24 protein-coding genes are annotated in these 23257 nt (G+C 71.4%); 7 read left to right on the top strand and 17 right to left on the bottom strand.

Going from position 1 to position 23257, the window contains the following annotated elements:
• Window positions 1-132 precede the first annotated feature (132 nt).
• The 7 genes from pheT to infC form a co-directional block, all read right to left on the bottom strand.
• On the bottom strand, window positions 133-2634 hold the full coding sequence (pheT, locus tag ACFWXO_RS34475; RefSeq protein ID WP_380528958.1) for a phenylalanine--tRNA ligase subunit beta: 2502 nt from the start codon (window positions 2632-2634) through the stop codon (window positions 133-135).
• Entirely contained in the window at window positions 2634-3755 is a 1122-nt protein-coding gene (gene pheS, locus ACFWXO_RS34470) for a phenylalanine--tRNA ligase subunit alpha (RefSeq protein WP_375890889.1), read from the bottom strand. The genes pheT and pheS overlap by 1 nt, the downstream gene beginning before the upstream one ends.
• 223 nt (window positions 3756-3978) lie before the next feature.
• A complete protein-coding gene (locus tag ACFWXO_RS34465) occupies window positions 3979-5082 on the bottom strand; it encodes an ATP-binding protein (RefSeq protein ID WP_375890888.1) in 1104 nt (367 codons plus the stop codon).
• 115 nt (window positions 5083-5197) lie between these two features.
• Window positions 5198-6064 (bottom strand): TrmH family RNA methyltransferase, encoded by an 867-nt coding sequence (locus tag ACFWXO_RS34460; RefSeq protein WP_380528955.1) that lies wholly within the window; start codon window positions 6062-6064, stop codon window positions 5198-5200.
• A gap of 125 nt (window positions 6065-6189) precedes the next feature.
• Complete coding sequence (gene rplT, locus ACFWXO_RS34455) at window positions 6190-6585, bottom strand: 50S ribosomal protein L20 (protein ID WP_030055649.1); 396 nt, start codon at window positions 6583-6585, stop codon at window positions 6190-6192.
• A gap of 109 nt (window positions 6586-6694) precedes the next feature.
• Entirely contained in the window at window positions 6695-6889 is a 195-nt protein-coding gene (rpmI, locus tag ACFWXO_RS34450) for a 50S ribosomal protein L35 (RefSeq protein WP_030055648.1), read from the bottom strand.
• Between the two features lie 137 nt (window positions 6890-7026).
• Window positions 7027-7776: a translation initiation factor IF-3 gene (gene infC / locus ACFWXO_RS34445; protein ID WP_380528973.1), complete on the bottom strand. Its 750-nt coding sequence runs from the start codon at window positions 7774-7776 to the stop codon at window positions 7027-7029.
• A gap of 499 nt (window positions 7777-8275) precedes the next feature.
• On the opposite strand from infC, the gene ACFWXO_RS34440 reads away from it, so the two are divergent.
• Window positions 8276-8653: a DUF1844 domain-containing protein gene (locus ACFWXO_RS34440; protein ID WP_360230223.1), complete on the top strand. Its 378-nt coding sequence runs from the start codon at window positions 8276-8278 to the stop codon at window positions 8651-8653.
• 60 nt (window positions 8654-8713) lie between these two features.
• Here ACFWXO_RS34440 and ACFWXO_RS34435 read toward each other — a convergent pair whose 3' ends face one another.
• The gene (locus ACFWXO_RS34435; protein ID WP_380528953.1) at window positions 8714-9487 is read right to left on the bottom strand and encodes an SseB family protein; all 774 of its coding nucleotides are present in this window, start codon (window positions 9485-9487) and stop codon (window positions 8714-8716) included.
• A gap of 91 nt (window positions 9488-9578) precedes the next feature.
• Between ACFWXO_RS34435 and ACFWXO_RS34430 the strand changes: the two genes are divergently transcribed.
• The 3 genes from ACFWXO_RS34430 (at window position 9579) to ACFWXO_RS34420 (ending at window position 12458) form a co-directional block, all read left to right on the top strand.
• Complete coding sequence (locus ACFWXO_RS34430) at window positions 9579-10790, top strand: alanine racemase (protein ID WP_380528951.1); 1212 nt, start codon at window positions 9579-9581, stop codon at window positions 10788-10790.
• Between the two features lie 58 nt (window positions 10791-10848).
• The gene (locus ACFWXO_RS34425; RefSeq protein ID WP_380528950.1) at window positions 10849-11286 is read left to right on the top strand and encodes a hypothetical protein; all 438 of its coding nucleotides are present in this window, start codon (window positions 10849-10851) and stop codon (window positions 11284-11286) included.
• A gap of 248 nt (window positions 11287-11534) precedes the next feature.
• Window positions 11535-12458, top strand: a complete 924-nt coding sequence (locus ACFWXO_RS34420) for a lytic polysaccharide monooxygenase (RefSeq protein WP_375890880.1) — start codon at window positions 11535-11537, stop codon at window positions 12456-12458.
• Between the two features lie 141 nt (window positions 12459-12599).
• Here the strand turns inward: ACFWXO_RS34420 and ACFWXO_RS34415 are convergent, their stop codons facing one another.
• The 3 genes from ACFWXO_RS34415 to ACFWXO_RS34405 form a co-directional block, all read right to left on the bottom strand.
• Entirely contained in the window at window positions 12600-13820 is a 1221-nt protein-coding gene (locus tag ACFWXO_RS34415) for a DUF2510 domain-containing protein (protein ID WP_380528949.1), read from the bottom strand.
• A 109-nt stretch (window positions 13821-13929) separates the two neighbouring features.
• Complete coding sequence (locus tag ACFWXO_RS34410; RefSeq protein ID WP_380528947.1) at window positions 13930-14718, bottom strand: 3-oxoacyl-ACP reductase; 789 nt, start codon at window positions 14716-14718, stop codon at window positions 13930-13932.
• Between the two features lie 59 nt (window positions 14719-14777).
• Window positions 14778-16175, bottom strand: coding sequence for a glutamine synthetase family protein (locus tag ACFWXO_RS34405; protein WP_380528946.1), 1398 nt, complete (start codon window positions 16173-16175; stop codon window positions 14778-14780).
• Between the two features lie 158 nt (window positions 16176-16333).
• On the opposite strand from ACFWXO_RS34405, the gene ACFWXO_RS34400 reads away from it, so the two are divergent.
• Complete coding sequence (locus ACFWXO_RS34400) at window positions 16334-17062, top strand: gamma-glutamyl-gamma-aminobutyrate hydrolase family protein (protein ID WP_380528945.1); 729 nt, start codon at window positions 16334-16336, stop codon at window positions 17060-17062.
• Window positions 17063-17253: 191 nt separating this feature from the next.
• Window positions 17254-18105 carry a hypothetical protein gene (locus ACFWXO_RS34395; RefSeq protein ID WP_380528943.1) on the top strand — a complete coding sequence of 284 codons (852 nt, stop codon included), beginning with the start codon at window positions 17254-17256 and terminating at the stop codon, window positions 18103-18105.
• On the opposite strand, the gene ACFWXO_RS34390 is transcribed toward ACFWXO_RS34395, so the two are convergent.
• From ACFWXO_RS34390 to ACFWXO_RS34370, 5 genes are all read right to left on the bottom strand, one after another.
• Entirely contained in the window at window positions 18006-18851 is an 846-nt protein-coding gene (locus ACFWXO_RS34390; RefSeq protein WP_380528941.1) for a GNAT family N-acetyltransferase, read from the bottom strand. The genes ACFWXO_RS34395 and ACFWXO_RS34390 overlap by 100 nt on opposite strands.
• A gap of 84 nt (window positions 18852-18935) precedes the next feature.
• Window positions 18936-19133 (bottom strand): hypothetical protein, encoded by a 198-nt coding sequence (locus ACFWXO_RS34385; protein WP_380409893.1) that lies wholly within the window; start codon window positions 19131-19133, stop codon window positions 18936-18938.
• Window positions 19134-19135: 2 nt separating this feature from the next.
• On the bottom strand, window positions 19136-20254 hold the full coding sequence (locus ACFWXO_RS34380) for a radical SAM protein (RefSeq protein WP_380528938.1): 1119 nt from the start codon (window positions 20252-20254) through the stop codon (window positions 19136-19138).
• Between the two features lie 22 nt (window positions 20255-20276).
• Entirely contained in the window at window positions 20277-20480 is a 204-nt protein-coding gene (locus tag ACFWXO_RS34375; protein WP_380528936.1) for a hypothetical protein, read from the bottom strand.
• Window positions 20474-21001 (bottom strand): ATP-binding protein, encoded by a 528-nt coding sequence (locus ACFWXO_RS34370; RefSeq protein ID WP_380528935.1) that lies wholly within the window; start codon window positions 20999-21001, stop codon window positions 20474-20476. The genes ACFWXO_RS34375 and ACFWXO_RS34370 overlap by 7 nt, the downstream gene beginning before the upstream one ends.
• 380 nt (window positions 21002-21381) lie before the next feature.
• Between ACFWXO_RS34370 and ACFWXO_RS34365 the strand changes: the two genes are divergently transcribed.
• Window positions 21382-22485: a hypothetical protein gene (locus ACFWXO_RS34365; RefSeq protein WP_380528934.1), complete on the top strand. Its 1104-nt coding sequence runs from the start codon at window positions 21382-21384 to the stop codon at window positions 22483-22485.
• Here the strand turns inward: ACFWXO_RS34365 and ACFWXO_RS34360 are convergent, their stop codons facing one another.
• Window positions 22486-23019, bottom strand: coding sequence for an NUDIX hydrolase (locus ACFWXO_RS34360; protein ID WP_380528932.1), 534 nt, complete (start codon window positions 23017-23019; stop codon window positions 22486-22488). It lies immediately after the preceding gene.
• Window positions 23020-23257 lie beyond the last annotated feature (238 nt).

Below are 23257 nucleotides of genomic sequence, written 5' to 3'. Positions count from 1 at the left end.
ATATTTTAAATCTAAAATATTATAAAAACAAAACACCCCACTCAACATAATAAATAACACAATAACACCACACCCCCCATAGCCCACTCAACCCCGCCCCCCCCCGGGGCCCTGTCAGGCCTTGGCGGCGGATCAGGCGCCGCGCAGCACCGCGCCGGTGCGGGTGACGGCCTCGGCGACGGCCGCCTCGCGGGCGGCGGTGGCCTCGTCGGCGGTCAGGGTGCGGTCGGCCGCGCGGAAGCGCAGCGCGTAGGCCAGCGACTTCTTGCCCTCGCCGACCTGCTCGCCGGTGAACACGTCGAACAGCCGGATGGCCTCCAGCAGTTCGCCCGCACCCGAACGCAGCGCGGCCTCGACCTCGGCGGCCGGGACGGCGGTGTCGACGATCAGCGCGACGTCCTGGGTGGCCACCGGGAAGCCGGAGACCGCCGGGCCGTCGACCTTCGCCGGGCCGTCGGCCGTCAGCAGGTCGATGTCGAGCTCCATCGCCGCCGTACGGGCCGGCAGGCCCAGCGACTTGACCACCCGCGGGTGCAGCTCACCCGCGTGACCGACCACCCGGTCGGTGCCGGCCACGACCAGCTCGGCGCAGCGGCCCGGGTGCCAGGGCGCCAGCTGGCCCTGGCGGACGGTCAGCTCGACGCCGGCCGCGCGGGCCACCGTACGGGCCGCCTCGACGGCGTCCGCCCAGGAGGCCTGGTCGCCCTTGCCCCACCAGCCGGACGGCAGCCGCTCGCCCGCGAGGGCGACGGCGACCCGGCGCGGCTGGTCCGGCAGCGCGGCGTCCAGCTCGGCCAGCTCGGCGTCGCTCGGCCGGCGGTCGACGGCCGGGCGCGGGGCCACCGAGAGCTCGTCCTTGGGCAGGAACACCGTGCCGGTCTCGAAGACCGCCAGGTCGGTGTTGCCCCGGCCGATGTTGCGGCGCAGCGTGCCGAGCAGGCCCGGCAGCATCGTGGTGCGCAGCGACGGTTCCTCGTCGTTGAGCGGGTTGACCAGCTTGACCGTACGGCGGCGGCGGTCCTCCGGCTCCAGGCCGAGCGCCTCGAAGGCGGCCTCGCCGAGGAACGGGTAGTTGTTGACCTCCACGTAGCCGGCCCCGGCCAGCGCCACGCCGATCCGGCGGTGCACCCGCTGGGCCTCGGTCAGGCCCTTGCCCGGCGGGACGTTCGGCATCCGGGCGGGGACGTTGTCGTACCCCTCCAGCCGGATGACCTCCTCGGCGAGGTCGTACGGGTCGGTGAGGTCGGGCCGCCAGGTCGGCGGGGTGACCTCCAGGACGTCGGCACCCGCGACCGAGCAGCCGATCTCCTGCAGCCGCCGGGTGACGCTCTCGCGGCCGTACACCGTCCCGGCGACCCGGTCCGGCAGGTCGGCGGCGATGGTGATGGTGCGCAGCGGGTGCGGGGCCGCGATGTCGGTGACCCCGGCCTCCGCGGTGCCGCCGGCGATCAGCACCAGCAGGTCGACGGCGCGCTGCGCGGCGGCGCGGGTGGCCTCCGGGTCGACGCCGCGCTCGAAGCGCTTGGACGCCTCGGAGGGCAGCTTGTGCCGCTTGGCGGTGCGGGCGATGGAGACCGGGTCGAAGTGCGCGGCCTCGATGATCACCTCGGTGGTGCCCGGGCCGGCGGCCGGGTCGAGGATCTCGGTGGAGGCGCCGCCCATGACCCCGGCCAGGCCGATCGGGCCGCTGGTGTCGCAGATCAGCAGGTCCTCGGCGGCGAGCTTGCGCTCGACCCCGTCGAGGGTGGTGAGGAGCTCGCCCTCGGCCGCCCGGCGGACCGTGATCGGGCCGGCCACGCGCTGCTTGTCGTAGGCGTGCAGCGGCTGGCCGACCTCCAGCATCACGTAGTTGGTGATGTCGACGGTCAGCGAGATCGGGCGGATGCCCGCCTTCTGGAGGCGGCGCTGCAGCCAGATCGGGGACTTGGCGGTCGGGTCGACGCCGACGACCGTGCGGGCCACGAAGCGGTCGCAGCCGGCCGGGTCGTTGACCTTGACCAGGTAGCCGAAGGAGTTGGCCGGCGGCACGTCGAGCAGCGCCGGGTCGGCCAGCGGCAGCCCGTACGCGGCGGCGGCCTCCCGGGCCACGCCGCGCATCGACAGGCAGTAGCCGCGGTCCGGGGTGACGGCGATGTCCAGCACGTCGTCGACCAGCTGGAGCAGCTCGATGGCGTCCGTGCCGGGCTCGTACTCCGGCGGGAGCACGATGATGCCGTTGTGGTCGTCGCCCATGCCCAGCTCGCGGGCGGAGCAGATCATGCCGGCCGAGGTCTGGCCGTAGGTCTTGCGGGCCGCGATCGGGAACGGGCCGGGCAGCACGGCGCCGGGGAGCACGACGACGACCTTGTCGCCGACGGCGAAGTTGGTCGCGCCGCAGACGATCTCCTGCGGCTCACCGGTGCCGTTGGCGTCGCCGACGTTGACGAAGCAGTGCCGGATCGGCTTCTTGAAGCCGGACAGCTCCTCGATGGAGAGCACCTCGCCGACCACCAGCGGGCCCTTGAGGTCGGCGCCGATCTGCTCGACGGTCTCGACCTCCAGGCCGGCCCGGACCAGGCGCTCGGCCACGTCACGGCCGGTCTCGCCGGCCGGAAGGTCGACGTACTCGCGCAGCCAGGAAAGCGGGACGCGCATCAGATCTCCATCCCGAACGGGAGGGTGAAGCGCACGTCACCCTCGACCATGTCGCGCATGTCGGCGACGTTGTGACGATTCATCAGGATCCGCTCCAGGCCCAGGCCGAAGGCGAACCCGCTGTAGCGGTTCGGGTCCACGCCGCAGGCGACCAGCACCCGCGGGTTGACCACGCCGCAGCCGCCGAGCTCGATCCAGCCCTCGGAGGAGCAGGTGCGGCACGGGCGGTCCGGGTTGCCGACGCTCTCGCCGCGGCACACGAAGCACTGCAGGTCGATCTCGGCGCTCGGCTCGGTGAACGGGAAGTACGAGGGGCGCCAGCGCAGCTCCAGGCCGCCGCCGATCAGCTTCTCGACCAGCACCTCGATGGTGCCCTTGAGGTCGGCGAAGGTGATGCCCTCGTCGACGGCGAGGCCCTCGACCTGCCGGAACACCGGGGTGTGGGTGGCGTCCAGCTCGTCCGTCCGGTAGACCCGGCCGGGGCAGACCACGTAGACCGGGGGCTCGCGGTCGAGCAGGGTGCGGGCCTGGACCGGGGAGGTCTGGGTGCGCAGCACCACGCCGGAGTCGGCGGAGCCGTCCGGGGCCTGCACGAAGAAGGTGTCCTGCATCGAGCGGGCCGGGTGGTCCGGGCCCAGGTTGAGGGCGTCGAAGTTCAGCCACTCGGCCTCGACCTCGGGGCCCTCGGCCACCTGGTAGCCCATCGCGACGAAGGTGTCCTCGATGCGCTCGGCCAGCGTGGTCAGCGGGTGCCGGGCGCCGCGCGGTGCGCGGTCGTACGGCAGCGTGACGTCCACCGCCTCCTCGACCAGCACGCGGGCGTCCCGCTCCGCCTCCAGCTCCGCCTGCCGCTTGGCCAGCGCCTGGTTGACGGCGCCGCGGGCCTGGCCGATCAGCTTGCCTGCGGCGGCCTTGGCGTGCGGCGGGAGGGCGCCGATCTCGCGGTTGGCGAGCGAGAGCGCGGAACGGTCGCCGGTGTGGGCGACCTTCGCCTGCTTCAGCTCGTCCAGGGAGCCGGCGGCGGCGAAGGCGGCGATCGCCTCGTCGCGCGCCTGCTCCACCACCTCGGGCTTGAGGGCCTCGACCTCGACCGGGTCGTACGACTTGTTGGGTGCCGACATCTCTATCTTCCCGTGCTCCTGCTCGTCCGTGCTCAGGTGTGTGGGCTCGCCTTCGCGTCACGCCCGGCGGGGCCGGGGCGCGGGCAGCCGTTCTCCGTGCTCACGGGGAGTGGTGTCCACGGCACAGCCGCACAGGGCGTTGCGCAACGCCAAAGGTCGAGTGTAGTCGCAGCGCGTAGCGCGACTGCCGTCAAGCCCGCCCGGGGCCGACCTCAGGGGCTGCTCAGAGCATGAAGTCGGGGATGCCGGCGGGCAGGATAAATCGGAACCTGGCCCCGCCGCCGGGGGCGCGGTCGACCCGGATCGAGCCGCCGTGGGCCTCCACGACGCCCTTGACGATGTAGAGCCCCAGGCCGGTGCCACCGCGCTTGGAGCCCCGCCAGAAGCGGGTGAAGACGCGCGGCATCGACTCCTCGGGGATGCCGCTTCCTTCGTCGCTCACGGTGACCGCGGTGCCTTCCACGATGCGGGGAGGGGTGCCGGAGCGCTCCCAGACGGGCGCCTCGACGACCTCCTTGGCCGGTGCCACCTCGATGGTGACAGTTCCCTCGCCGTGCCGCACCGCGTTTTCCAGCAGGTTCCCCAGCACCTGGTCGACCTTGTCCGGGTCCGCCCACAGCACGGTCAGCGGCTCGCTGATCCGGATGTCGAAGCGCTCCTCGGGGATCCCGGTGGCGACCTTGCGCTCGACGTGCCGGCGCACCGCGGCCGCCAGGTCGACGACCTGCTTGCGCAGCTCCAGCCGCCCGGCGTCGATCCGGGAGATGTCCAGCAGCTCGGCGATCAGCCGGGTGACCCGGTCCGCGTCGGCGTCCACCGTCTCCAGCATCAGCCGCTTCTGCCCGTCGGTGAACCGTTCCCACTTGGCCAGCAGCGTCGCCGTGAAGCCCTTGACGCTGGTCAGCGGGGAGCGCAGCTCGTGCGCGACGGTGGCGATCAGCTCGGCGTGGCTGCGCTCGGTGCGGCGCCGGGCCTCGGTCCCGCGCAGGGCGATCACCAGGCGCTCCAGCGGCCCCTGGGGCACCGCCCGGACGTACCGGGCGGAGACCAGCACCTCGCGGCCGCCGGGCAGCAGCAGGTTGCGCTCGGGCTGGCGGGTGCGGATCGCCAGGCCGCCGTACGGGTCGGTCAGCTGCCACCAGCGGCGGCCGTCCAGGTCCTCCAGCGGCAGGACGTCCTCCAGCGCGCTGCCCAGCGCGGCGTCCGGGAGCACGCCGGTGAGCCGGGCCGCGGCCCGGTTGAAGCGAACCACCCGGCCCAGCGCGTCGGCGACCACCAGGCCGTCCGGCAGGTCGTCCGGGTCGAGCTCGGGTCCGCTGCCGACCATGGGTTGCCTCCCCGATTACCCACCGTGCCGTTCCCCCCACCGAGGCAGACCCTAGCGCCTCCCAGGCCCCCGTAGTAGGGCTTGCAACGTGAGAACGCCGCGCGCCCGGGGCAGATCAGCCGTTCGAGCGGCAGCCGCCGGGCGACCGCTGGGCCCGGGCCGAGGCGTACAGGCAGACGGCCGCGGCGGTGGCCAGGTTGAGGCTCTCGGCGTGCCCGTGGATCGGGACGCGCACGACCTCGTCGGTGAGCGCGCGGGTCTCCTCCGGGAGCCCCCACGCCTCGTTGCCGAACACCCACGCGCCGGGCGCGCCCAGCGTGCCCTCGTCCAGCTCCCGGTCCAGGTCGCGCTCCCCCGCGCCGTCCGCGGCGAGCACCCGGATCCCGGCCGCGCGCAGCTGCCCGACCGCCTCCTCGACCGGCACGCCGACCGCCACCGGCAGGTGGAACAGGCTGCCGACGGAGGCCCGGACGGCCTTGGGGTTGTACAGGTCCACCGAGGCGTCGGTGAGCACCACGGCGTCCGCGCCGGCCGCGTCGGCGGTGCGCAGCACCGTCCCGGCGTTCCCGGGGTCGCGCACGTGGGCGAGGATCGCCACCAGCTTCGGCCGGGCCGCCAGGACCTCGGCGAACGGGGTGTCGATGAAGCGGCAGAGCGCCACGATCCCCTGCGGGGTCACCGTGTCGCAGATGTCGGCGATCACCTCGTCGGTGGCGGTCAGCACCGGCACCCCCTCGGCCAGGGCCGCCTCGACGATGTCCGCGTGCCGCTCGGCGGCCTCCAGGCCCACGTACACCTCGACCACGGCGTGCTCGTCCGTCCCCGGCAGCCGGCCGAACCCGACGGCCTCCCGGACGGCCTGCGGGCCCTCGGCCAGGAAGCGGCGCTCCTTGGTGCGCTGGTTCCGCTTGGCGAGCCGGCGGGCGGCGACGACGCGCGGCGAGCGCAGGGAGGTGAGCAGGGGGGTCTCGGTGGTCGACATGGTCTCGTTCTCTGGGGGCGCCGTCGGCTGACGGAGGCTGACGGAGGCTGGAGGTGGGGGGAACGCAGAACCGGACCCGCAGGAGAGCCTGCGGGTCCGGTCAGAGCTCAACCGATCTCGGAAGATCAGGCGGCGTCGGCGGCAGCCTTCGGGGCGTTCACGTCGGCCGGCAGCGCCTTCTGGGCGACCTCGACCAGGGAGGCGAACGCACCCGGGTCGTTGACGGCCAGGTCGGCCAGCATCTTGCGGTCGATCTCGACGCTGGCGGCCTTGAGGCCCTGCACGAAGCGGTTGTAGGTGATGCCGTTGGCACGGGCCGCAGCGTTGATGCGCTGGATCCACAGCTGACGGAAGTCGCCCTTGCGCTTCTTGCGGTCGTTGAAGTTGTAGACCAGCGAGTGGGTGACCTGCTCCTTGGCCTTGCGGTACAGGCGCGAGCGCTGGCCACGGTAGCCGCTGGCGCGCTCCAGGATGACCCGGCGCTTCTTGTGGGCGTTGACTGCCCGCTTGACGCGTGCCACTTGATTACTCCTTGGGTTGGACCACGGACTACTTCACGTGGTCCGTCATTCGAATGGGTCGGGAAGGATCAGCTGCCCCGCACACGGCTCGCACCGGGCGGGAGGGCGATCACTTGCCGAGAAGCTTCTTGATCTTCTTGGCGTCAGCGGGGGCCAGCTCGACGGTCCCGGCCAGCTTGCGGGTCAGCGTCGAGGGCTTGTGCTCCAGGAGGTGGCGGCGGCCGGCGCGCTCGCGCAGCACCTTGCCAGAGCCACTGATCTTGAAGCGCTTGCTGGCGCCACTGTGCGTCTTCTGCTTCGGCATTTCGCCGTATCTCCTCGTCAGTCCCGTCCACGCCCGCGCGACCTGCGCCGCGCGGGCGTGAACTGGATGGATCTGTGGTGACCGGGCGGGACGCCCCGTCACCCTGGGGGCCGAACCCGGACAGTGAGCCTTGCGGCTCAGGCGCCCTGGGAAGCGGCCGGCTGCTCGACCGGGGCCTCGGCCTCGGCGGCCGGCTCCTCGGCCGGGGCGTCCTGCGCCTCGGTCTCGGCGTCCTCGACCTCGGCGTCGTCGGCCAGCAGGTCGTCGGCCAGCAGGTCGTCGTCGTCCGCGGCGGCGTCGGAGCCGGGGGTCCGGCCCAGTCGCTCGGCCTTGCGGGCGTCCGCGAGGGCGCGGGCCTCGGCCATCGCCTCGGTCTTCTTCTTGTGCGGGCCAAGAACCATGATCATGTTCCGGCCGTCCTGCTTCGGCGAGGACTCGACGAAGCCCAGGTCCTGGACGTCGTCGGCGAGCCGCTGCAGCAGACGGAAGCCCAGCTCGGGGCGGGACTGCTCACGACCACGGAACATGATCGTGATCTTGACCTTGTCGCCCTGCTTGAGGAACCGGACGACGTGACCCTTCTTGGTGTCATAGTCGTGCGGGTCGATCTTCGGCCGGAGCTTCATCTCCTTGATGACCGTGTGCGCCTGGTTCTTGCGCGCCTCACGGGCCTTCATGGCCGACTCGTACTTGAACTTGCCGTAGTCCATGAGCTTGCACACCGGCGGCCGGGCGGTCGCCGCGACCTCGACCAGGTCGAGGTCGTACTCCTGCGCGAGCTCCAGCGCCTTGGCAAGCGGCACGATGCCGACCTGCTCGCCGCTGGGACCGACGAGTCGCACCTCCGGAACGCGGATCCGGTCGTTGATGCGGGGCTCGGTGCTGATGGGGCCTCCTCGGTTGCACCTTCTGCGATGCGGCCGTCGGACGGCGGTCGCACGTAGTGGACTCGACCACTGGGCGGGGCTTCATTCGTGCTGCGCTGCCCGGTACCTCTCGGCACCGCGTGCACCGCGACACGAAAAAAGCCCCGCTCGGTACAAGCGGGGCTCCACACATCCGGGGGCGGCATCCGGTGAGGGACGCTGCGGGCGACTCGGCGCCTCGGCGCCCGTCGCGGACCGGGACCCGTCGACCGCGAGGCCGATCGGGTGGGAGACTTTCGCGGTTGCCCTCTCGGGCCTCCTGGGTGGAGCCTCCACTTGCTGGCCAGGTGCCCATGAGGGAGCCCGGCCGGTCAGTCTCGAAGCTTACAGCGTCGCGCTGTCGAACGCTATTCCGCCCCCGCTCCGCCGGACTCCGGCGCGGCGCACTGCCCTCCCGGCGCGTTCCGGCCCCCTTGTACGCTCCACCTGTACCCACACCGCACGACGGAACGAGCCCCCCTTGAGCAGCGAGCCCACCCAGACCCCCGGCACGGACGACGACGCGATCGGCTTCGACGACCTCACCCGCGACATCGCCGAGGTCCCGGCGGTCGAGGTGATCACCACCGTCGCGGTGCACCTGATGAGCGCGGCCGCGGTCAAGTGCGGTCTGGCCGAGGGCGGCGAGAAGGACAAGGACCTCGACGAGGCCCGCAAGCTGATCACCGCCCTCGCCGGGCTGGTCACCGCCGGCGCCCCGGAGATCAGCAACTTCCACGCCGCCCCGCTGCGCGACGGGCTGCGCTCGCTCCAGCTGGCCTTCCGCGAGGCCTCGCTGGTGCCGGACGCGCCGGGCACCGGGCCGGGCGAGAAGTTCACCGGGCCGGTGTACTCCTGATCGAGATCAACAACGGGATCACCTACCACATGTGGTAGGTGGTCCCGTTTTGCATTGCGTTCAGCGCCGGTACAGCGGCTCCCCCGGCAGCTGGGCGCTCGCGGGCAGCACCGCGAGGTCCAGCCCCCGGTCCAGCCGCACCCGCAGCACCGGATCCCCGGCCACCGCCCGGCCGACCCGCTGCGCGGCCTCCTGCAGCCCCGGCTGGTCCAGCGCCGGGTCGAACACCACCGCGAGCACCCCGTCCGAGTCCTCCGCCGGCGCCAGCACCCCGCCGGCCACCTCGGGCTCGGCCGCCAGCAGCGCCCGGACCGCCTCCCGCACGTCCGGGTCCCGGACCGGCGGCAGGTACGGCCGGTTCTCCGCCAGTGCCCGCAACCGGGCGCCCGACAGCAGGAACGGCACCGGCCCGGCCGGATCGATCACCAGGGTGTCGGCGCGCTCGGAGAAGGCGACCATCGCCGCCTGCGGGGCCGCGGTCGGCGCCGGGCGGGCATCGGCCCGCCAGCGGGCGAGCGCCGCCAGTGACGTGAAGGCCGGCAGCGCGCGGCGCCCGTCCGGGGCCTCCAGCACCGGGACGGCCATGTCACTGGACTTGTCGTGCTTGTGCCCGTGCTCGTCCACCTCGACCTCGCCCAGGACGGCCACGATCGGGACCATCAACCGGGTCGGGGTCAGTGCCGCCAGCACCTCGGGCTCCGCCGTACGGTCCTGCGACCAGCGGGCCAGCGCTGCCGTCAGGGCCGCGTCCGCCGTGCCGTCGTCGTCGGAGAAGCCGGGATTCGGGATGCTCTTGCCGACGAACGCCGGGTTGGAGAAGTCTTTGCGGTCCACCCCGCCGACCCTATGCCACCGGGCACCGCCACCCGCATTTCCGTGCACACAACCTCTACCCACCGGTAGCGCGCTGTGGCACCCTGCGCCCATGCCCATCCTCGTTGCGCGCACCCCTGTCACGGACCGGCACCGCTACGACCGGGCCACCGCCCATCTGGACGGACCGGTGGCCGTCGTGGACCTCGCCGCCTTCGACGCCAACGCCGCCGACCTGGTGCGCCGGGCGGGCGGCAAGCCGATCCGGGTCGCCAGCAAGTCCCTGCGCTGCCGGGCCCTGCTGGACCGGGCGTTGGCCGTGGACGGCTTCGCCGGGGTGATGAGCTTCACCCTGGACGAGTCGCTCTGGCTGGCCCGCACCGGCGTGCGCGACGTCCTGCTCGCGTACCCCTCCACCGACCGCGCGGGCTACGCCGAACTGACCGGCGACCAGGAGCTGGCCGAGCGGGTCACCGTCGTCCTGGACGACCCGGCCCAGCTGGACCTGATCGACAAGGCCCGCAGCGGCGACGCCGAGGTCCGGGTCTGCCTGGAACTGGACACCGCGCTGCACCTGTTCGGCGGCCGGGTCCGGGTGGGCGCCCGGCGCTCACCGCTGCGCACCCCGGAGGAGCTCGGCGCCTTCGCCGAACTCGTCCAGCGCCGGGCCGGGTTCCGGGTGGTCGGCCTGATGGCGTACGAGGGACACGTCGCCGGGGTCGGGGACCGGGTGCCGGGGCGGCCGGTGCGCTCCCAGGTGGTCCGGCTGATGCAGAGCCGGGCCCGGACCGAACTGGCCGAGCGGCGCGCGGCCGTGGTGCGGCGGCTGAGGCAGGTCACCGAGCTGGAGTTCGTCAACGGCGGCGGCACCGGCAGCGTGGAGTCCACCGTCGCCGAGCGGGCCGTCACCGAGGTCGCCGCCGGCTCCGGGCTCTACCAGCCGCAGCTGTTCGACAACTACCGCGCCTTCCGGGGCCGCCCGGCCGCCCTGTTCGGCCAGCCCGTGGTGCGCCGCCCCGGCGTCGGGGTGGTCACGGTGCTCGGCGGCGGCTACCCGGCCTCCGGCCCGACCGGACCGGACCGCGCCCCCGTGCCGTACCTGCCGCCGGGCCTGCAGTACGACCCGATGGAGGGCGCCGGCGAGGTGCAGACCCCGCTGATCGGCCCGGCCGCCGACGACCTGCTGATCGGCGACCGGGTCTGGTTCCGGCACGCCAAGGCGGGCGAGCTGTGCGAGCGCTTCGCCGAACTGCACCTGATCGAGGGGGACCGGATCGTCCGGACCGTCCCCACGTACCGGGGCGAGGGGAAGGCGTTCCTCTGACGGTTCGTCCGGCCCTGCCCTACCGTGGTGGCGTCACGACGAACGACGAGGGAGCAGCATGGAAGCCGAGATCGTCCAGCAGATGGTGACGTCGGGTGCCTCTTCGCTGGCCGGGCTGATGGCCACCGCGGCCTGGCAGCAGGTCAGTTCGCGGGTCTCCCAGATGTTCGGGCGCGGCGCGGAGGACGAGGCGACCAGCACCGAGCTGGAGGTGATCCGGGCCGAGGTGCTGGAGGCCGGCGACGACGAGGAGGCGCTGGCGGACCAGACAGCCGTGCTGCGCACCCGGCTGCGCCGGCTGTTCCGCGAGCACCCGGAGGCGGCGGGCGAACTCCGGGAGATCCTGGCGGAGTTCACCCAGGACTCCCCGGCTCCGGCCGTCACGGTGTACCACAACGAACTCAGGGACATGACGGTGAACGGCAACGTCATCCAGAGCGGTCACGTCGGCAAGCTGGTCCAGTCCGACACGGTCAACGGCAACCTGAACTTCTGAGCCCGACCTTTCCCCAGCCTTAAGCGGGCCCGATGGAACACCTAACCCCGGTGTCCCATCGGGCCTTTGCGCTGCTCGGGCGCCTACAGTCCGTCAATAACCGCATCACGCCGAGCTATTGCCTTATGGTCCAGACCAATCCTACGCTCTGGCCGGGGGTCCGCGATCCGGGCCGGCGGCCCCCGAACGGGCAGGCGTGTCCGCTCCCCCACACCCGCCCGGAACGACGGCCAAGGAGTCCCCACCCCATGTCCATCAAGCGAAGTGCCCTGTCCGTCGGCGTGGTCGGCGCCGCGGTCCTCGCGGTGGCCGCGACCACCGCCGGCACCGCCAGTGCCCACGGCACCATGACCGGACCGGTCAGCCGGATCGCCGCCTGCTACGCCGAGGGCCCCGAGCACCCGGTGTCCCAGGTCTGCAAGGACCTCGTCGCCGCGAGCGGCACCCAGCCGCTGTACGACTGGAACGAGGTCAACATCGCCAACGCCAACGGCAACCACCAGGCGCTGATCCCGGACGGCAAGCTCTGCTCGGCCAACCGCGACAAGTACGCGGCCCTGGACTGGCCCCGCACCGACTGGCCGGCCACCCCGGTCAGCGCCGGCAGCTTCACCTTCCAGTTCCGCACCACCGCGCCGCACGTCGGCACCCAGACCGTGTACATCACCAAGCCGGGCTACGACCCGACCAAGCCGCTCAAGTGGTCGGACCTCGACCCGACGCCGGTAGCCCAGGTGCAGGTCGACCGCACCGCCACCAACGGGTACTACACCTACCCGGGCACCCTGCCACAGCGCACCGGCCGCCAGCTGCTCTACATGATCTGGCAGCGCAGCGACAGCCCGGAGGCGTTCTACAGCTGCTCGGACGTCGACTTCGGCAAGTCCGCCAGCGCCGCCGGGGCCCCGGCCGTCTCCTCGTTCGCCGCCCCGGCCGCGCCGAGCGACGCCCAGATCGCCGCCGACGCCCCCAAGTCCACGGTCGCCCACCACGGGCACGGCGGGGACCCGAACGCCCCGGCCGGCCAGCCCCTCCCGACCACCTCGGCGGCCGTGGGCGGCACCTCCGCCACCGGGCCGCTGCTGCTCGCCGGTGCCGCCGCGCTCGGGGTCGGCTGGGCGGGCATGGTGCTCCGGCGCCGTCGCGTCGAGGCTGTTCGACGCGACTCCTGACGCCGGACGACACGGGGCCGGGCCGGCCCACCCCCGTCCGGCCCGGTTCCGCGGCTCCACCGGCGCCGTGAGGTGAACGGCGACGGCCCGCCCGGGAGGGTTCCTCCCGGGCGGGCCGTCACGGTGTGAGGAGCGGGGGGCTCAGGTGGTGGCCGTACCGGAGACGTCCGGGCCGCCGTCCGGGCTGCTGCCGGAACCGGAGCCACTGCCACTGCCGGAGCCACCGCCCGCACCGGAGCCGGGGCCGGAGCCCGGCAGGCCGGGCAGGCCCGGGATCTTGCCCTTGAAGTCGGTGATGCCCTTCACGATGGTGTCCATCACGCCGACGTCCGGTGCCTTGTCGGCGATGTCGAAGCCGAAGTGCACCGAGACCAGCGCCTTGCCGTCCGCGGTCGGGAAGACCACGGTCTGGACGTAGCCGCTGTTGCCCTTGGCGGCGTCCACCTTCCAGCGGACCAGGTAGCCGTCCTGGCCGTTGACCTTCACGGCCTCGGACTTGAGCTCCTGGTGGCCGGTGACATCGCCGTAGGAGTCCTTGACGGCCTTGTCGATGTCGGCCTTCGCCGCCGCCTGGGCGTCGGTGCCGCCGCCGCTGATCCGGCCGGTGTTCACCCCGCCGAGGGTGCAGCTGTCGGTGCCGTCCGGGCACTTGTAGGCGCCGATGCTCAGCGCGGCGTAGCCGTCGTTGGTGGTGCCCGCCTGCCAGCCGGAGGGGGTGGGCAGGGTGAGCCCGTTCACCAGGTCGATCGCCTTGTTGGCGCCCGGCCTGGACTTCCCGCTGCCGTTGCCGTTGCCGCCGCCACCGCCGGGGTTGCCGTTCCCGCCGTTGCCACCGCCGCCGTTCCCGCCGCCGTTGCCCCCGTTGGCGCCGTTGCCGCCGCCGCCGAAGCCGGGGAAGCCGAACGGTCCGTCGCCGTTCGGGGCCGGCTGGTTGCGGGCGGCGCTGCGCTGCGGCCGGCCGTTGTCGTGGCCGTCCATCGCCAGGTAGGTGATCCCCGAGCCGGCGCCCAGGCCGAGCACGGCGGCCACGACGGTGGCCACCACCAGCTTGGACGGCTTGCGGCGCGGCTTGCGCGGCAGCTCGCCGGGCGCGCCGGGCATCCCGTAGGCGGTGCCGAAGGGCGGCGGTTCCGGGTAGCGGACCGTCGGGCCGCTGTCCAGGACCTCGCCCTCCAGCACCCTGGGCTGTTCGGCCGTCTCCGGCCCCGGGGCCGCCGCGGCCGGGGACTCCGGCTGCGGGGCGTCCGAGGGTGCGGGCCGGGTGTCGGCCGTCCAGCCCTTGCCGTCCCACCAGCGCTGCGGTCTCGGGTCGCCGGCGTTCTTCGGGTCCGGGTACCACCCGGCGGGGATCTGCTCGCTCACAGAAAGAATCTAAAGGTAGCCGGATAAACGCGAAATCAGCGCAGCCGGGAATTCCGGAGGTTTTCGATGAGATTACGGTGAGAACCCCCGACGGGGCAGGGGCGCGGGCCTACAGCGGGGTGACGTACGCCCCGGAGATGCCGCCGTCCACCAGGAACTCGCTCGCGGTGATGAACGAGGAGTCGTCGCTGGCGAGGAAGGCCACCGCGGCCGCGATCTCCTCGGCCCGGGCGAACCGGCCGAGCGGGATGTGCACCATTCGGCGGGCCGCCCGCTCCGGGTCCGCGGCGAACAGTTCGCGCAGCAGCGGGGTGTCCACCGGCCCGGGCGACAGCGCGTTGACCCGGATGCCCTCCCGGGCGAACTGCACGCCCAGCTCGCGGGACATCGCCAGCACCCCGCCCTTGGACGCGGTGTACGAGATCTGCGAGGTGGCCGCACCCATCCGGGCCACGAAGCTGGCGGTGTTGATGATCGAGCCGCGCCCGTGCCGGCGCATGTACGGCAGTGCGGCCTTGCAACACAGGTAGACCGAGGTCAGGTTGACCTCCTGGACCTTGCGCCAGGCGTCCAGCCCGGTGGTCAGGATCGAGTCGTCCTCCGGTGGGGAGATGCCCGCGTTGTTGAACGCGACGTCCACGCTGCCGTAGGTCTCGTACGCCTCGTCGAACAGCGCCTCGACCATGGACGGGTCGGTGACGTCGGTGTGCACGAACAGCCCGCCGACCGCCTTGGCGGCCGCCCGTCCGCTCTCCTCGTCCAGGTCCGCGCAGACCACCCTGGCGCCCTCCGCGGCGAGCCGGCGGGCCGCGGCCAGGCCGATCCCGCTGCCCGCGCCGGTGACCACGGCGGTGCGGCCGACCAGGCGGCGGCAGACGATGTCGTCCTGCTCGGTCATGGACCGTCACTCCTCGGTGTGGATGGGGACGTTCTCGGTCGGTTCGGTCATGTCCCGCCTCACATCCGTTCGAAGGAGCGGTAGCGCTCCCAGTCGGTGACGGTCCCGTCGTAGGCGGCCTGCTCGACCCGGGCCATGTTCAGGTAGTGCTCGACCACGTCGCCCCCGAAGGCCGTCCGGGCCAGTTCGCTGCCCGCCCACAACTCGGCGGCCTCGCGCAGCGATCCGGGCACCCGGGCGTACTCCTCCACCCCGTAGGCGTTGCCCAGGCAGGGCGCGGGCAGGTCGAGCTTGCGCAGGCCGTCCAGTCCGGCCGCGATCATCCCGGCCACCGCGAGGTACGGGTTGACGTCGCCGCCGGGCACCCGGTTCTCCATCCGCAGGGCCGGGCCGTGGCCGACCACCCGGTAGGCGCAGGTGCGGTTGTCCCGGCCCCAGGCGACGGCGGTCGGGGCGAAGGAGCCCGGGCGGTAGCGCTTGTAGGAGTTGATGTTCGGCGCGTACAGCAGGCTGAACTCGCGCAGCGCGGCCAGCTGCCCGGCCAGGAAGTGCCGCATGGTGTCGGTCATCCGGCCGTCCCGGTCGGCGAAGGCGGGGGCGCCGACGGCGTCGCGCAGCGACAGGTGGATGTGGCAGCTGTTGCCCTCGCGCTCGTCGTACTTGGCCATGAAGGTGAGCGCGCAGCCCTGTTGGGCGGCGATCTCCTTGGCGCCGGTCTTGTAGACGCTGTGCTGGTCGCAGGTGGTGAGGGCGTCGGAGTAGCGGAACGCGATCTCGTGCTGGCCGAGGTTGCACTCGCCCTTGGCGGACTCGACGGTCAGCCCGGCGCCCGCCATCTCGTTGCGGATCCGGGCGAGCAGCGGCTCGACCCGGGCGGTGCCCAGCATCGAGTAGTCCACGTTGTAGAGGTTCGCCGGGGTGAGGCCGCGGTAACCGCCCAGCCAGGCCTGCTCGTAGGTGTCGCGGAAGACCAGGAACTCCAGCTCGGTGCCGATGTCGGCGCTCAGCCCGTACTCGGCGAGCCGGGCGAGCTGGCGGCGCAGCAGCTGGCGCGGGGCGGCGTCCACCGGGTGGCCGCCGTGCCGGGCCAGGTCGGCGGTGACCTGGGCGGTGCCGGGCTGCCAGGGCGTCAGCCGCAGGGTGCCGAGGTCGGGGCGCATCGCGAAGTCGCCGTAGCCGGTGGCCCAGGAGGAGAAGGCGTAGCCGTCCACGGTGTTCAGGTCGACGTCCACGGCGAGCAGGTAGTCGCAGGCCTCGGCGCCGTTCTCCGCGACCTCGTCGAGGAAGAAGCGGGCGGCGAACCGTTTTCCCTGCAACCGGCCCTGCATGTCGGTGAAGGCGAGCGCGACGGTGTGCACCTCGCCCGCGTCCACCAGGACCCGCAGCTCGTCCAGGGTCAGTGGCGGCCGGGGCCGCGAACCCGCGGGGGCGTTCTCGGGCATGGCGTTCTCGGGCATGCCGAAACCCTCCTCCTCCACGATCACTCTTCGAGATCAAGCGGTCACAGCGAACCGTACGGCCTGCGGCTCACGGGGCGGAAGAGGGCGGACGGGTGTGGCGCGCCGAGGCGCGTGATTGGCGAGGTACCGGACGGTACGGGAGGAGAATGCGCGCCATGGATCGCAGGCCTTTCATCGGTGTCAGCACCTACCTGGTGGACGCGAGTTGGAGCGACTGGCGCGGCCGTCGCGTCGCCCTGGTGCCGGAGCGGTACACCGCCTACGTGCAGGACTCCGGCGGGCTCGCCGTCCTGCTCCCGCCCGACGCCCCCGAGCGCGCCCCCGAGGCCCTCGCCCGGCTCGACGCCCTCGTCATCGCCGGCGGACCGGACATCGACCCGGCGTACTACGGGGAACCCGCCCACCCGCTGACGGACGTCGACTCCCCGGAACGCGACGTCTGGGAGGTCGCCCTGCTGCGCGGCGCCCTGGCCGCGGGCATGCCGGTGCTGGGGATCTGCCGGGGCATGCAGGTGCTGAACGTGGTCTGCGGCGGGACGCTGGTGCAGCACCTGCCGGACGTCCTCGACGTGGACGTCCACGCGGGCACACCGGGGTGCTACGGCGCCCACCTGGTCCGCCCGGTGCCCGGCACCCTGGTCGGCGGCCTGCTCCCGGAGACCGAGCTGGAGGTGCCCACCTTCCACCACCAGGCCGTCGACCGCCTCGGCACCGGCCTGCGCGTCAGCGCCCTCGCCCCGGACGGCACGGTGGAGGCCGTCGAGGGCCCCGGCTTCACCATCGGCGTCCAGTGGCACCCCGAACAGGGCACCGACCTCCGCCTCATGCAGGCCCTCGTCCGCGCCGCCACCGCAGCTTCCCTGGACGCGGCCACCCTCGCCTGAAAGTGCGATAACCACCCTTGTCTTGAAAGACAATTGACCGGGCAAGGGCCGTGTTACGTTGCGCACCCGAACCACAAACAGTTGACCCCGGCAGCGCGCCAACGCTCCGGGGTCCGGCACCAGGAGTCGAGCTCCCGATGCGAGTACATCGTACCCACCACGCACGTCACTTCACCGTGTTGCCCAACTCCATGTTGCAGTACAGAAGGTTGAGCTACACCGCCCGAGGCCTCCTCGCCGACCTCCTCTCCCGCCCCGACGGCTGGCACGAGGACGGACGGCACATGGCCGACACCAGCCCCCAGGGGCGCGGCGCGATCCGCAAGGCCCTCAAAGAACTCACCGACGCCGGCTACTACCGCGTCGAACTGGTCCGGCTGCCCGACGGCACCGTCCGCACAGAGAACCACGTCTACGACACCCCGTGGCCGAGCACACCGGCTGCCACCCGTCCGGCACCCGGTGAACCGGCCATCGGCCGCGCAGACCGCCCCGTAGTAAAGGAACCGGAGCAAGCAACCACCCTCCCCCCGCCTCTCCGCGAGGCGGTGGCCGCCCTGTTCCGGGTGATCCGCCCCGAACCCCGCCTGCGGCTGGGTCAATCCGAGGCCGAGCAGCTGGCGCCCCTGGTCGCCCAGTGGCTCCAACGCGGCAGCACTTCGGCCGACCTGGCCCAAGCCCTCCTCCCGGGCCTGCCCACCCCCATCCACTCGGCACCAGCCGTACTCGGTTACCGCCTCCGCCACAAACTCCCGCCACCCCGAACCCCGGAAAGCCCTCCCACTCCCCGCTACGCCGAGTGCAACGAGTGCCGCGACCCCGTCCCCCGGCCCGGCGTCTGCCACGCCTGCGCCGACCGGGCGGAACGCCCCGCCACCAACGGCTGCACCGCCTCTGTAACCATCAGAGGCGCCACCCGCGCCCGCACCGCCCTCGTGGCATCTCAGACGTCCAGGGTGCAGACCACGCCGAGATCGATCAGCCCCTCACTCCGGCACAGCCGGTCGGACGGGCCACCGACGGTGGTCTGCAGCAGCTGGTAGTCCGCGCCGTGCTCCTGCCCCCAGTGCATCGCGGCGCGCCACAGCAGGCGCCCGAGGCCGAGGCCCCGGCACTCGGGCAGGACCCCGAAGTACTGCGGCAGGAGCCTGACTTGACCGATCGGGTCGGACATCGTCTCCATCGGGCCGATCGCCCCGACCACCCGACCATCGCGCACCGCGACCAGGACCGGGCCGACGGTGTCGAGCCTGGAGTTCAGGAAGGCGAACCCCTCGTCGGCGAGATTCGCCGAGAAGTCGTCGAAGGTGCCCGCCACCCCTGCGGCCGCCTCGGACAGGACCCCGATCCCGTCCACGGCGGGAGCGGGACGGTCGAAGCTCCTGAGCTGGACCCGGGTACACGCGGCAGAGGCGTCCGGCCCCTCTTGGAACCACACGACGCGGGCCTTCCCGGCTCCGTGGACGGCGGCAAGCTTGGCGGCTGCCTCCTGGGCTTCGAACAGGTGCCCTCGGGACCCGTAGAGGTGAACGCGTAGGACTCCACGGTCGGTGAGGGTCGGGATCAGGGTTCGTTCCCGGTCCTGGACGATGTCGTTCACCACGACCCACTCGCCCTTGCGATCGGACCATCGCCGGTCCTTGTCGTGCGGAAGGAACTCCCCGGTGCCGGCGACGGCGAACACGTCATCCATCAGCTCCGAGCTCAGGCCCTCGGGGTGCAGGGGGCCGAGCGTCGGCAGGCACGGCACGGACATTCGGGGACGCATCCAGTCCCAGCGGAATCCCATGAACCCACGCTACTCGGCTCCCGCACAGGCCTCAGGCCCTGACGCGAACCGCGCCAGGGCCTGAGCGTTACCGACCGAACGCGATCAGTGCGGGTTGTCGTCGCCCGCGGAGCACGAGCACTTGATCGACTCCATGATGTCGTCCAGGTCAGCCACGGTGGTGATCTCGGTGACCGGCTGGGCGGGGGCCTGGAGGGGCCGCGTCAGGTACGGCAGACGCTGGGACGGGCCGTCACCCGGCAGCGGGCGCCTCGGGGAGAGTTCGACAGCTACAGCGGTCATGGTCATCCTGCTTTCTTGATCCCGTGCTGGCAGTAACTTGCGAGTGGTGCCTTCGCCTCCTGGTAGTGCTTGGCCAGCGGCCGGCACACAGTGCACGACCCCGAGAGCTGGCAGCCGGAGCAGCCACCGGTGCGAAGCATGAGACGGTCGGCGATGGCGCCGAGCCGGGCGAGGCCGTCGATCCCTTCGCCGGGGAGGCTGATCTGGTCGTCACGGCCGATCTTGCAGATGGACACCAGACCGTGCGGGTCGGCGTGGAAGAACGTGTGGCCCGCGTTGCACCCGGCGAACGGTCGTCGCATCCGCAAGTGCTCTTTGGACTGCGCGGTCAGCGACTCGGCGCCGCCGTAGATCGTCGGCGTTATGTTGGTGAAGACGTTGTACTCCAGCCCCCACGACCGGCACAGATCGATCATCGCCTGTTCCTCGTCCGCGTTGCCCTCGGTGACGACGATGCTCATCCGCAGCGGCAGCTTGGCGTGGCGGGCGGCGTTCATCCCCTGGACGAACAGGTCCCAGGCACCCGGGCGCTGCGTCAGTTCGTCGTAACTGGCCTTCGCGGCGCCGTACATCGACACCGTAACCCGGTAGGGCGGGCACTCCCGGAAGAGGCCGAGCAGGTTCTCGCGCCACAACAGCGAGGCGTTCGTCGACACCGTGATCATCATGCCCAGCTCGAACGCGGTCCGGTAGGAAGCCATGAAGTCCTTGTCCACCGTGGGCTCTCCGCCGGTGATCTGGAGCCACAGCACACCGGCTTCGGCCATGATGCGCAGGCAGGTGAGCTTGTCCGCCAGGGCCATGCCCGAGTTGACCTTGAGCCCCAGATAGCAGTGCTTGCAGGCGTAATTGCAGCCGAGGTTGATCTCCCACGACGCCCGGGAGTACCCCCACGAGGAGGGCTGCCGGACCAGCAGGAACTCGGCCAACGGCCGTCCCGCGACATCAAGGTCGGCCCACTGTGCGCCTGCAGCGTCCACGAGCCAGGAGGGGGCCATCTGGGCGGGGTCGTGGACGCGCAGTTCTTCGTAGTCGGCCTGCGGCAGCCGGAGGCCCCCACGGCTACCGGGTCGCACCAACACGTACTCGTCCAGGAATGGGCTGGCGATGAGGTCGTGCACTTTCCCTCCTCTGAGTAATCCGTCAGGCGCCGGAGTGGCGCAGGTGGGCCTCGGCGGCCGATTTGGCGTAGAACCGCCTGATCCGGTCCGAGGAACCCGGAACGCGCACGTACTCGTGCTGCTCGCGGTCGTAGATCCCCCAGCACTCGAGCAGGACGAAGTGGGGGCTCCCGGAGCCGATCAAGCGGATCTCGTACCGGGAGGACCAGGAACGGACGGTCACCATGCGGCCTGTGCCGTCGGCTCGCACTTACGAACCCGCACCCCCGCCGGTGGTTTTGCTGCGTGGACTTGAGCCGCGAAGACGAGCGCGGCGAGTCGCGCATCTCCTGTCACCCCTTCGTCGGGGCACACCTCGAACCACACCACCTTGCCCACATCCACCGGGTGCCAGCCCCAGGAGTGAGCCAGGGCCTTGACCAGCAGAAGGCCGCGGCCGCCGGTGGCCATGTCGTCCGCCGTCTTACTCACCGGCGGGTTCGGGCTGCTGTCCGCGACCTCGACCCGCAGGCGGCTGCCAGTCCACTGGACTGTGACGCGGCAGCGCTCCTGCACGTACTCGATGGCATTGGCCAGCAACTCATCAGCGCACAACTCCACGTCCCGCAAGGCGTTGTCCGTCAACGGAACACGCCAAGAAACGGCGATGAACCGGATCAGTTGGCGCGCAGGCCGGATGGCCGCCGGGTTCGGCTCGACATCCCAGGTGCGCGGCTTCGGGATCGTGGCGGTGTCGATGTAGTTCATTGGTGGGACCGTCTCAGTCGGGTGCTCCGGGCATCTCTCCGGACGACCACCAGAATCCCGAGACGGCTGCCTTGAGATAAGGCCAGCGCGTGTACCCACGATGGGTAAACTTGCGGTCAGTTATCTCAAGTGACACCGAGCGATGATCCTTCTGCTGCTGGGGGCCGGTCGTGAGTGAGTCATTGGGGTCGTCCGGGCTTCCGCGTCGCCTGCTTGCGGACCCCGAGATGAGGGCGGCCTGCGCGGACCGAGACTTCGCACGGATCTTCCAACTTGCGAAGCGCAGAGCAGGGTTCCACCCTTCACGCATCGCGCGAGCATGTGAGCTGACACCCAGCAGAGTGGGGGAGGTGATGAAGGGGCGGCCGAAGATCACGAACATGGCCGTCATCGAGCGCATCGCGGATGGCTTACGAATCCCCGGTCACATGCTCGGCCTGGCAGACCGCAACTGGGAACGGTCGTCCGCCTCTTGCCACGGGTCACCTGTGACGATCGGCCCCGTGCCCGCTTCGCAGTCGGCCAGGGATGCGCCGAGCGGGGGTGACCTGAATGACATCCTGGCCATCGCAGCCGGATCCAGAGCCACACCGAACATCCTTCGCTCCCTCCAGGTATCCATCGAGGACTACTGGAGGCGAGACGACCAACACGGCGGTGAGGCACTCCGGCCCGCAGTGATCGGCCAACTCAGGTACGTGACGTGCGTCATGCGGGACACCGCCGACCCGAACTACCGGCACAGTCTCCACGGCATCGCCGCCGAGCTCGCCCGCCTTGCCGGCTGGACGTACTTCGACGCGCGACAGTACAGCGCAGCGCAGGGCTACTTCACCGAATCGCTTCGATTCGCGCGAGACATCGACGACCGTACGTTCGTCGCCAATGTGCTCGCCTGCCTCAGCCTCCAGGCGACATACCAGGACAAGCCGCAGGATGCGATCACGCTCGCCCGGGCCGCACAGGACAACGCGCGCCTCGCCACGGGTACACCAAGGCTGCTGGCCATGCTGTCGATGCGCGAAGCCTTCGGCCACGCAAGTACGTACGATCGGGAGGCAGCCCATCGTGCGATCACCGAGGCGCATCACCACTTCGAGCGCATCGCCGATGGCGATGACGACCCTGTCTGGGTTCAGTACTTCGACCACACCAAGCTAACCGTGGACACTGGCATCGTCCTTGGCCAGCTGGGTGAAGCCGGAGCTGCTGAGCCTCTCATCGCCGAAGGATTGCAAGCCGAGCCGATGGCGAACCTCAGAGGGCGCGCCTTCCACACCTTCTGGCTCGCACGCACCCAACTCCAGCAGCGAGAGGTCGAATTGGCATGCGCGACCGCCGGGGAGGCCCTCGCACTCGCGGAGGCTGTCGAGTCCCCCAGGGTAAGGGTCCACCTCCAGGAGTTCCGCCAACTCCTCAGGCCCTACCGGAGCAGCGCCCCGGTCGCGGAACTGTCCGACCGGATCACCGGCATGACCGGGTGATCAAAGGCCGGCCTCGTCCAACAGCACGTACAGCACGCCCACGAGCGTGCCGCTGCTGACGATCTCGCGTCGGTCGATCATGCCGCGCAGCTCGGACAGGGGGACCCACTCGATCCGGTCGGACTCGTTGCGCTCTGTCGGCGGGCCCATGTACTCGACAGCATCAGCCCGGAAGACAAAATGCTCCGAGTCGGTGATTCCATTGGCCGGTTGGGCGTAGATCAGCGACTTGACCTCACCCACCTTCCAGCCTGTCTCCTCAAGCGTCTCGCGGGCCGCCGCCTCTGCCGGGGTCTCGTCCGGCTCGATGAGACCCATCGGGAGTTCCCAGGCCCAGGTGTTGGTGATGAAGCGGTGCCGCCACATCATGAGGACCTGCTTCTGGTCGTTCACTACGGCCGCCACCGCGAGGTGCCGCAGCTTGACCACGTGGTGTTCCCAGCGGTGGCCGTCGGGCTGCTCGATGTCGGCCAGCCACAGGTTGACCCATGGGTTCTCGTAGATCGGACGTTCCCCATGGATCTTCCACTGCATGGCTGAAGCCTCCCTCGATGGACCCTCAGCATCTCAGACATCGGCAACCAAGGCAGCCACTCTCGGCGAATTCGCGTCAGAGTGACGAGAATTGGTGATGGCAACTGACGGCCCCGATGGTCCCGGCCTGAGGTGCACGGCGGTTACTGCGGCGGGGGGGGGGGCGCGGGCGGGTGGGAGGCGGAAAGAGCGGGGAGAAAACGGAGGGGGGCGGGGGTGTGGGGTAGAGCGCCCACCG

Origin of the sequence: Kitasatospora sp. NPDC059088 (assembly GCF_042738155.1) — a bacterium.
Taxonomy (GTDB): domain Bacteria; phylum Actinomycetota; class Actinomycetes; order Streptomycetales; family Streptomycetaceae; genus Kitasatospora.
The sequence above is the reverse complement of the archived record's forward strand: the minus strand, read 5'-3'. Positions and strand labels throughout refer to the sequence as shown.

Excerpts from the sequence above, each read along its gene's own strand:
- pheT (WP_380528958.1), bottom strand. The coding sequence starts at position 2,634 with ATGCGCGTCCCGCTTTCCTGGCTGCGCGAGTACGTCGACCTTCCGGCC.
- pheS (WP_375890889.1), bottom strand. The coding sequence starts at position 3,755 with ATGTCGGCACCCAACAAGTCGTACGACCCGGTCGAGGTCGAGGCCCTC.
- ACFWXO_RS34465 (WP_375890888.1), bottom strand. The coding sequence starts at position 5,082 with ATGGTCGGCAGCGGACCCGAGCTCGACCCGGACGACCTGCCGGACGGC.
- ACFWXO_RS34460 (WP_380528955.1), bottom strand. The coding sequence starts at position 6,064 with ATGTCGACCACCGAGACCCCCCTGCTCACCTCCCTGCGCTCGCCGCGC.
- rpmI (WP_030055648.1), bottom strand. The coding sequence starts at position 6,889 with ATGCCGAAGCAGAAGACGCACAGTGGCGCCAGCAAGCGCTTCAAGATC.
- ACFWXO_RS34430 (WP_380528951.1), top strand. The coding sequence starts at position 9,579 with ATGCCCATCCTCGTTGCGCGCACCCCTGTCACGGACCGGCACCGCTAC.
- ACFWXO_RS34425 (WP_380528950.1), top strand. The coding sequence starts at position 10,849 with ATGGAAGCCGAGATCGTCCAGCAGATGGTGACGTCGGGTGCCTCTTCG.
- ACFWXO_RS34420 (WP_375890880.1), top strand. The coding sequence starts at position 11,535 with ATGTCCATCAAGCGAAGTGCCCTGTCCGTCGGCGTGGTCGGCGCCGCG.
- ACFWXO_RS34410 (WP_380528947.1), bottom strand. The coding sequence starts at position 14,718 with ATGACCGAGCAGGACGACATCGTCTGCCGCCGCCTGGTCGGCCGCACC.
- ACFWXO_RS34405 (WP_380528946.1), bottom strand. The coding sequence starts at position 16,175 with ATGCCCGAGAACGCCATGCCCGAGAACGCCCCCGCGGGTTCGCGGCCC.
- ACFWXO_RS34400 (WP_380528945.1), top strand. The coding sequence starts at position 16,334 with ATGGATCGCAGGCCTTTCATCGGTGTCAGCACCTACCTGGTGGACGCG.
- ACFWXO_RS34395 (WP_380528943.1), top strand. The coding sequence starts at position 17,254 with ATGTTGCAGTACAGAAGGTTGAGCTACACCGCCCGAGGCCTCCTCGCC.
- ACFWXO_RS34390 (WP_380528941.1), bottom strand. The coding sequence starts at position 18,851 with ATGGGATTCCGCTGGGACTGGATGCGTCCCCGAATGTCCGTGCCGTGC.
- ACFWXO_RS34385 (WP_380409893.1), bottom strand. The coding sequence starts at position 19,133 with ATGACCGCTGTAGCTGTCGAACTCTCCCCGAGGCGCCCGCTGCCGGGT.
- ACFWXO_RS34375 (WP_380528936.1), bottom strand. The coding sequence starts at position 20,480 with ATGGTGACCGTCCGTTCCTGGTCCTCCCGGTACGAGATCCGCTTGATC.
- ACFWXO_RS34370 (WP_380528935.1), bottom strand. The coding sequence starts at position 21,001 with ATGAACTACATCGACACCGCCACGATCCCGAAGCCGCGCACCTGGGAT.
- ACFWXO_RS34365 (WP_380528934.1), top strand. The coding sequence starts at position 21,382 with ATGGCCGTCATCGAGCGCATCGCGGATGGCTTACGAATCCCCGGTCAC.
- ACFWXO_RS34360 (WP_380528932.1), bottom strand. The coding sequence starts at position 23,019 with ATGCAGTGGAAGATCCATGGGGAACGTCCGATCTACGAGAACCCATGG.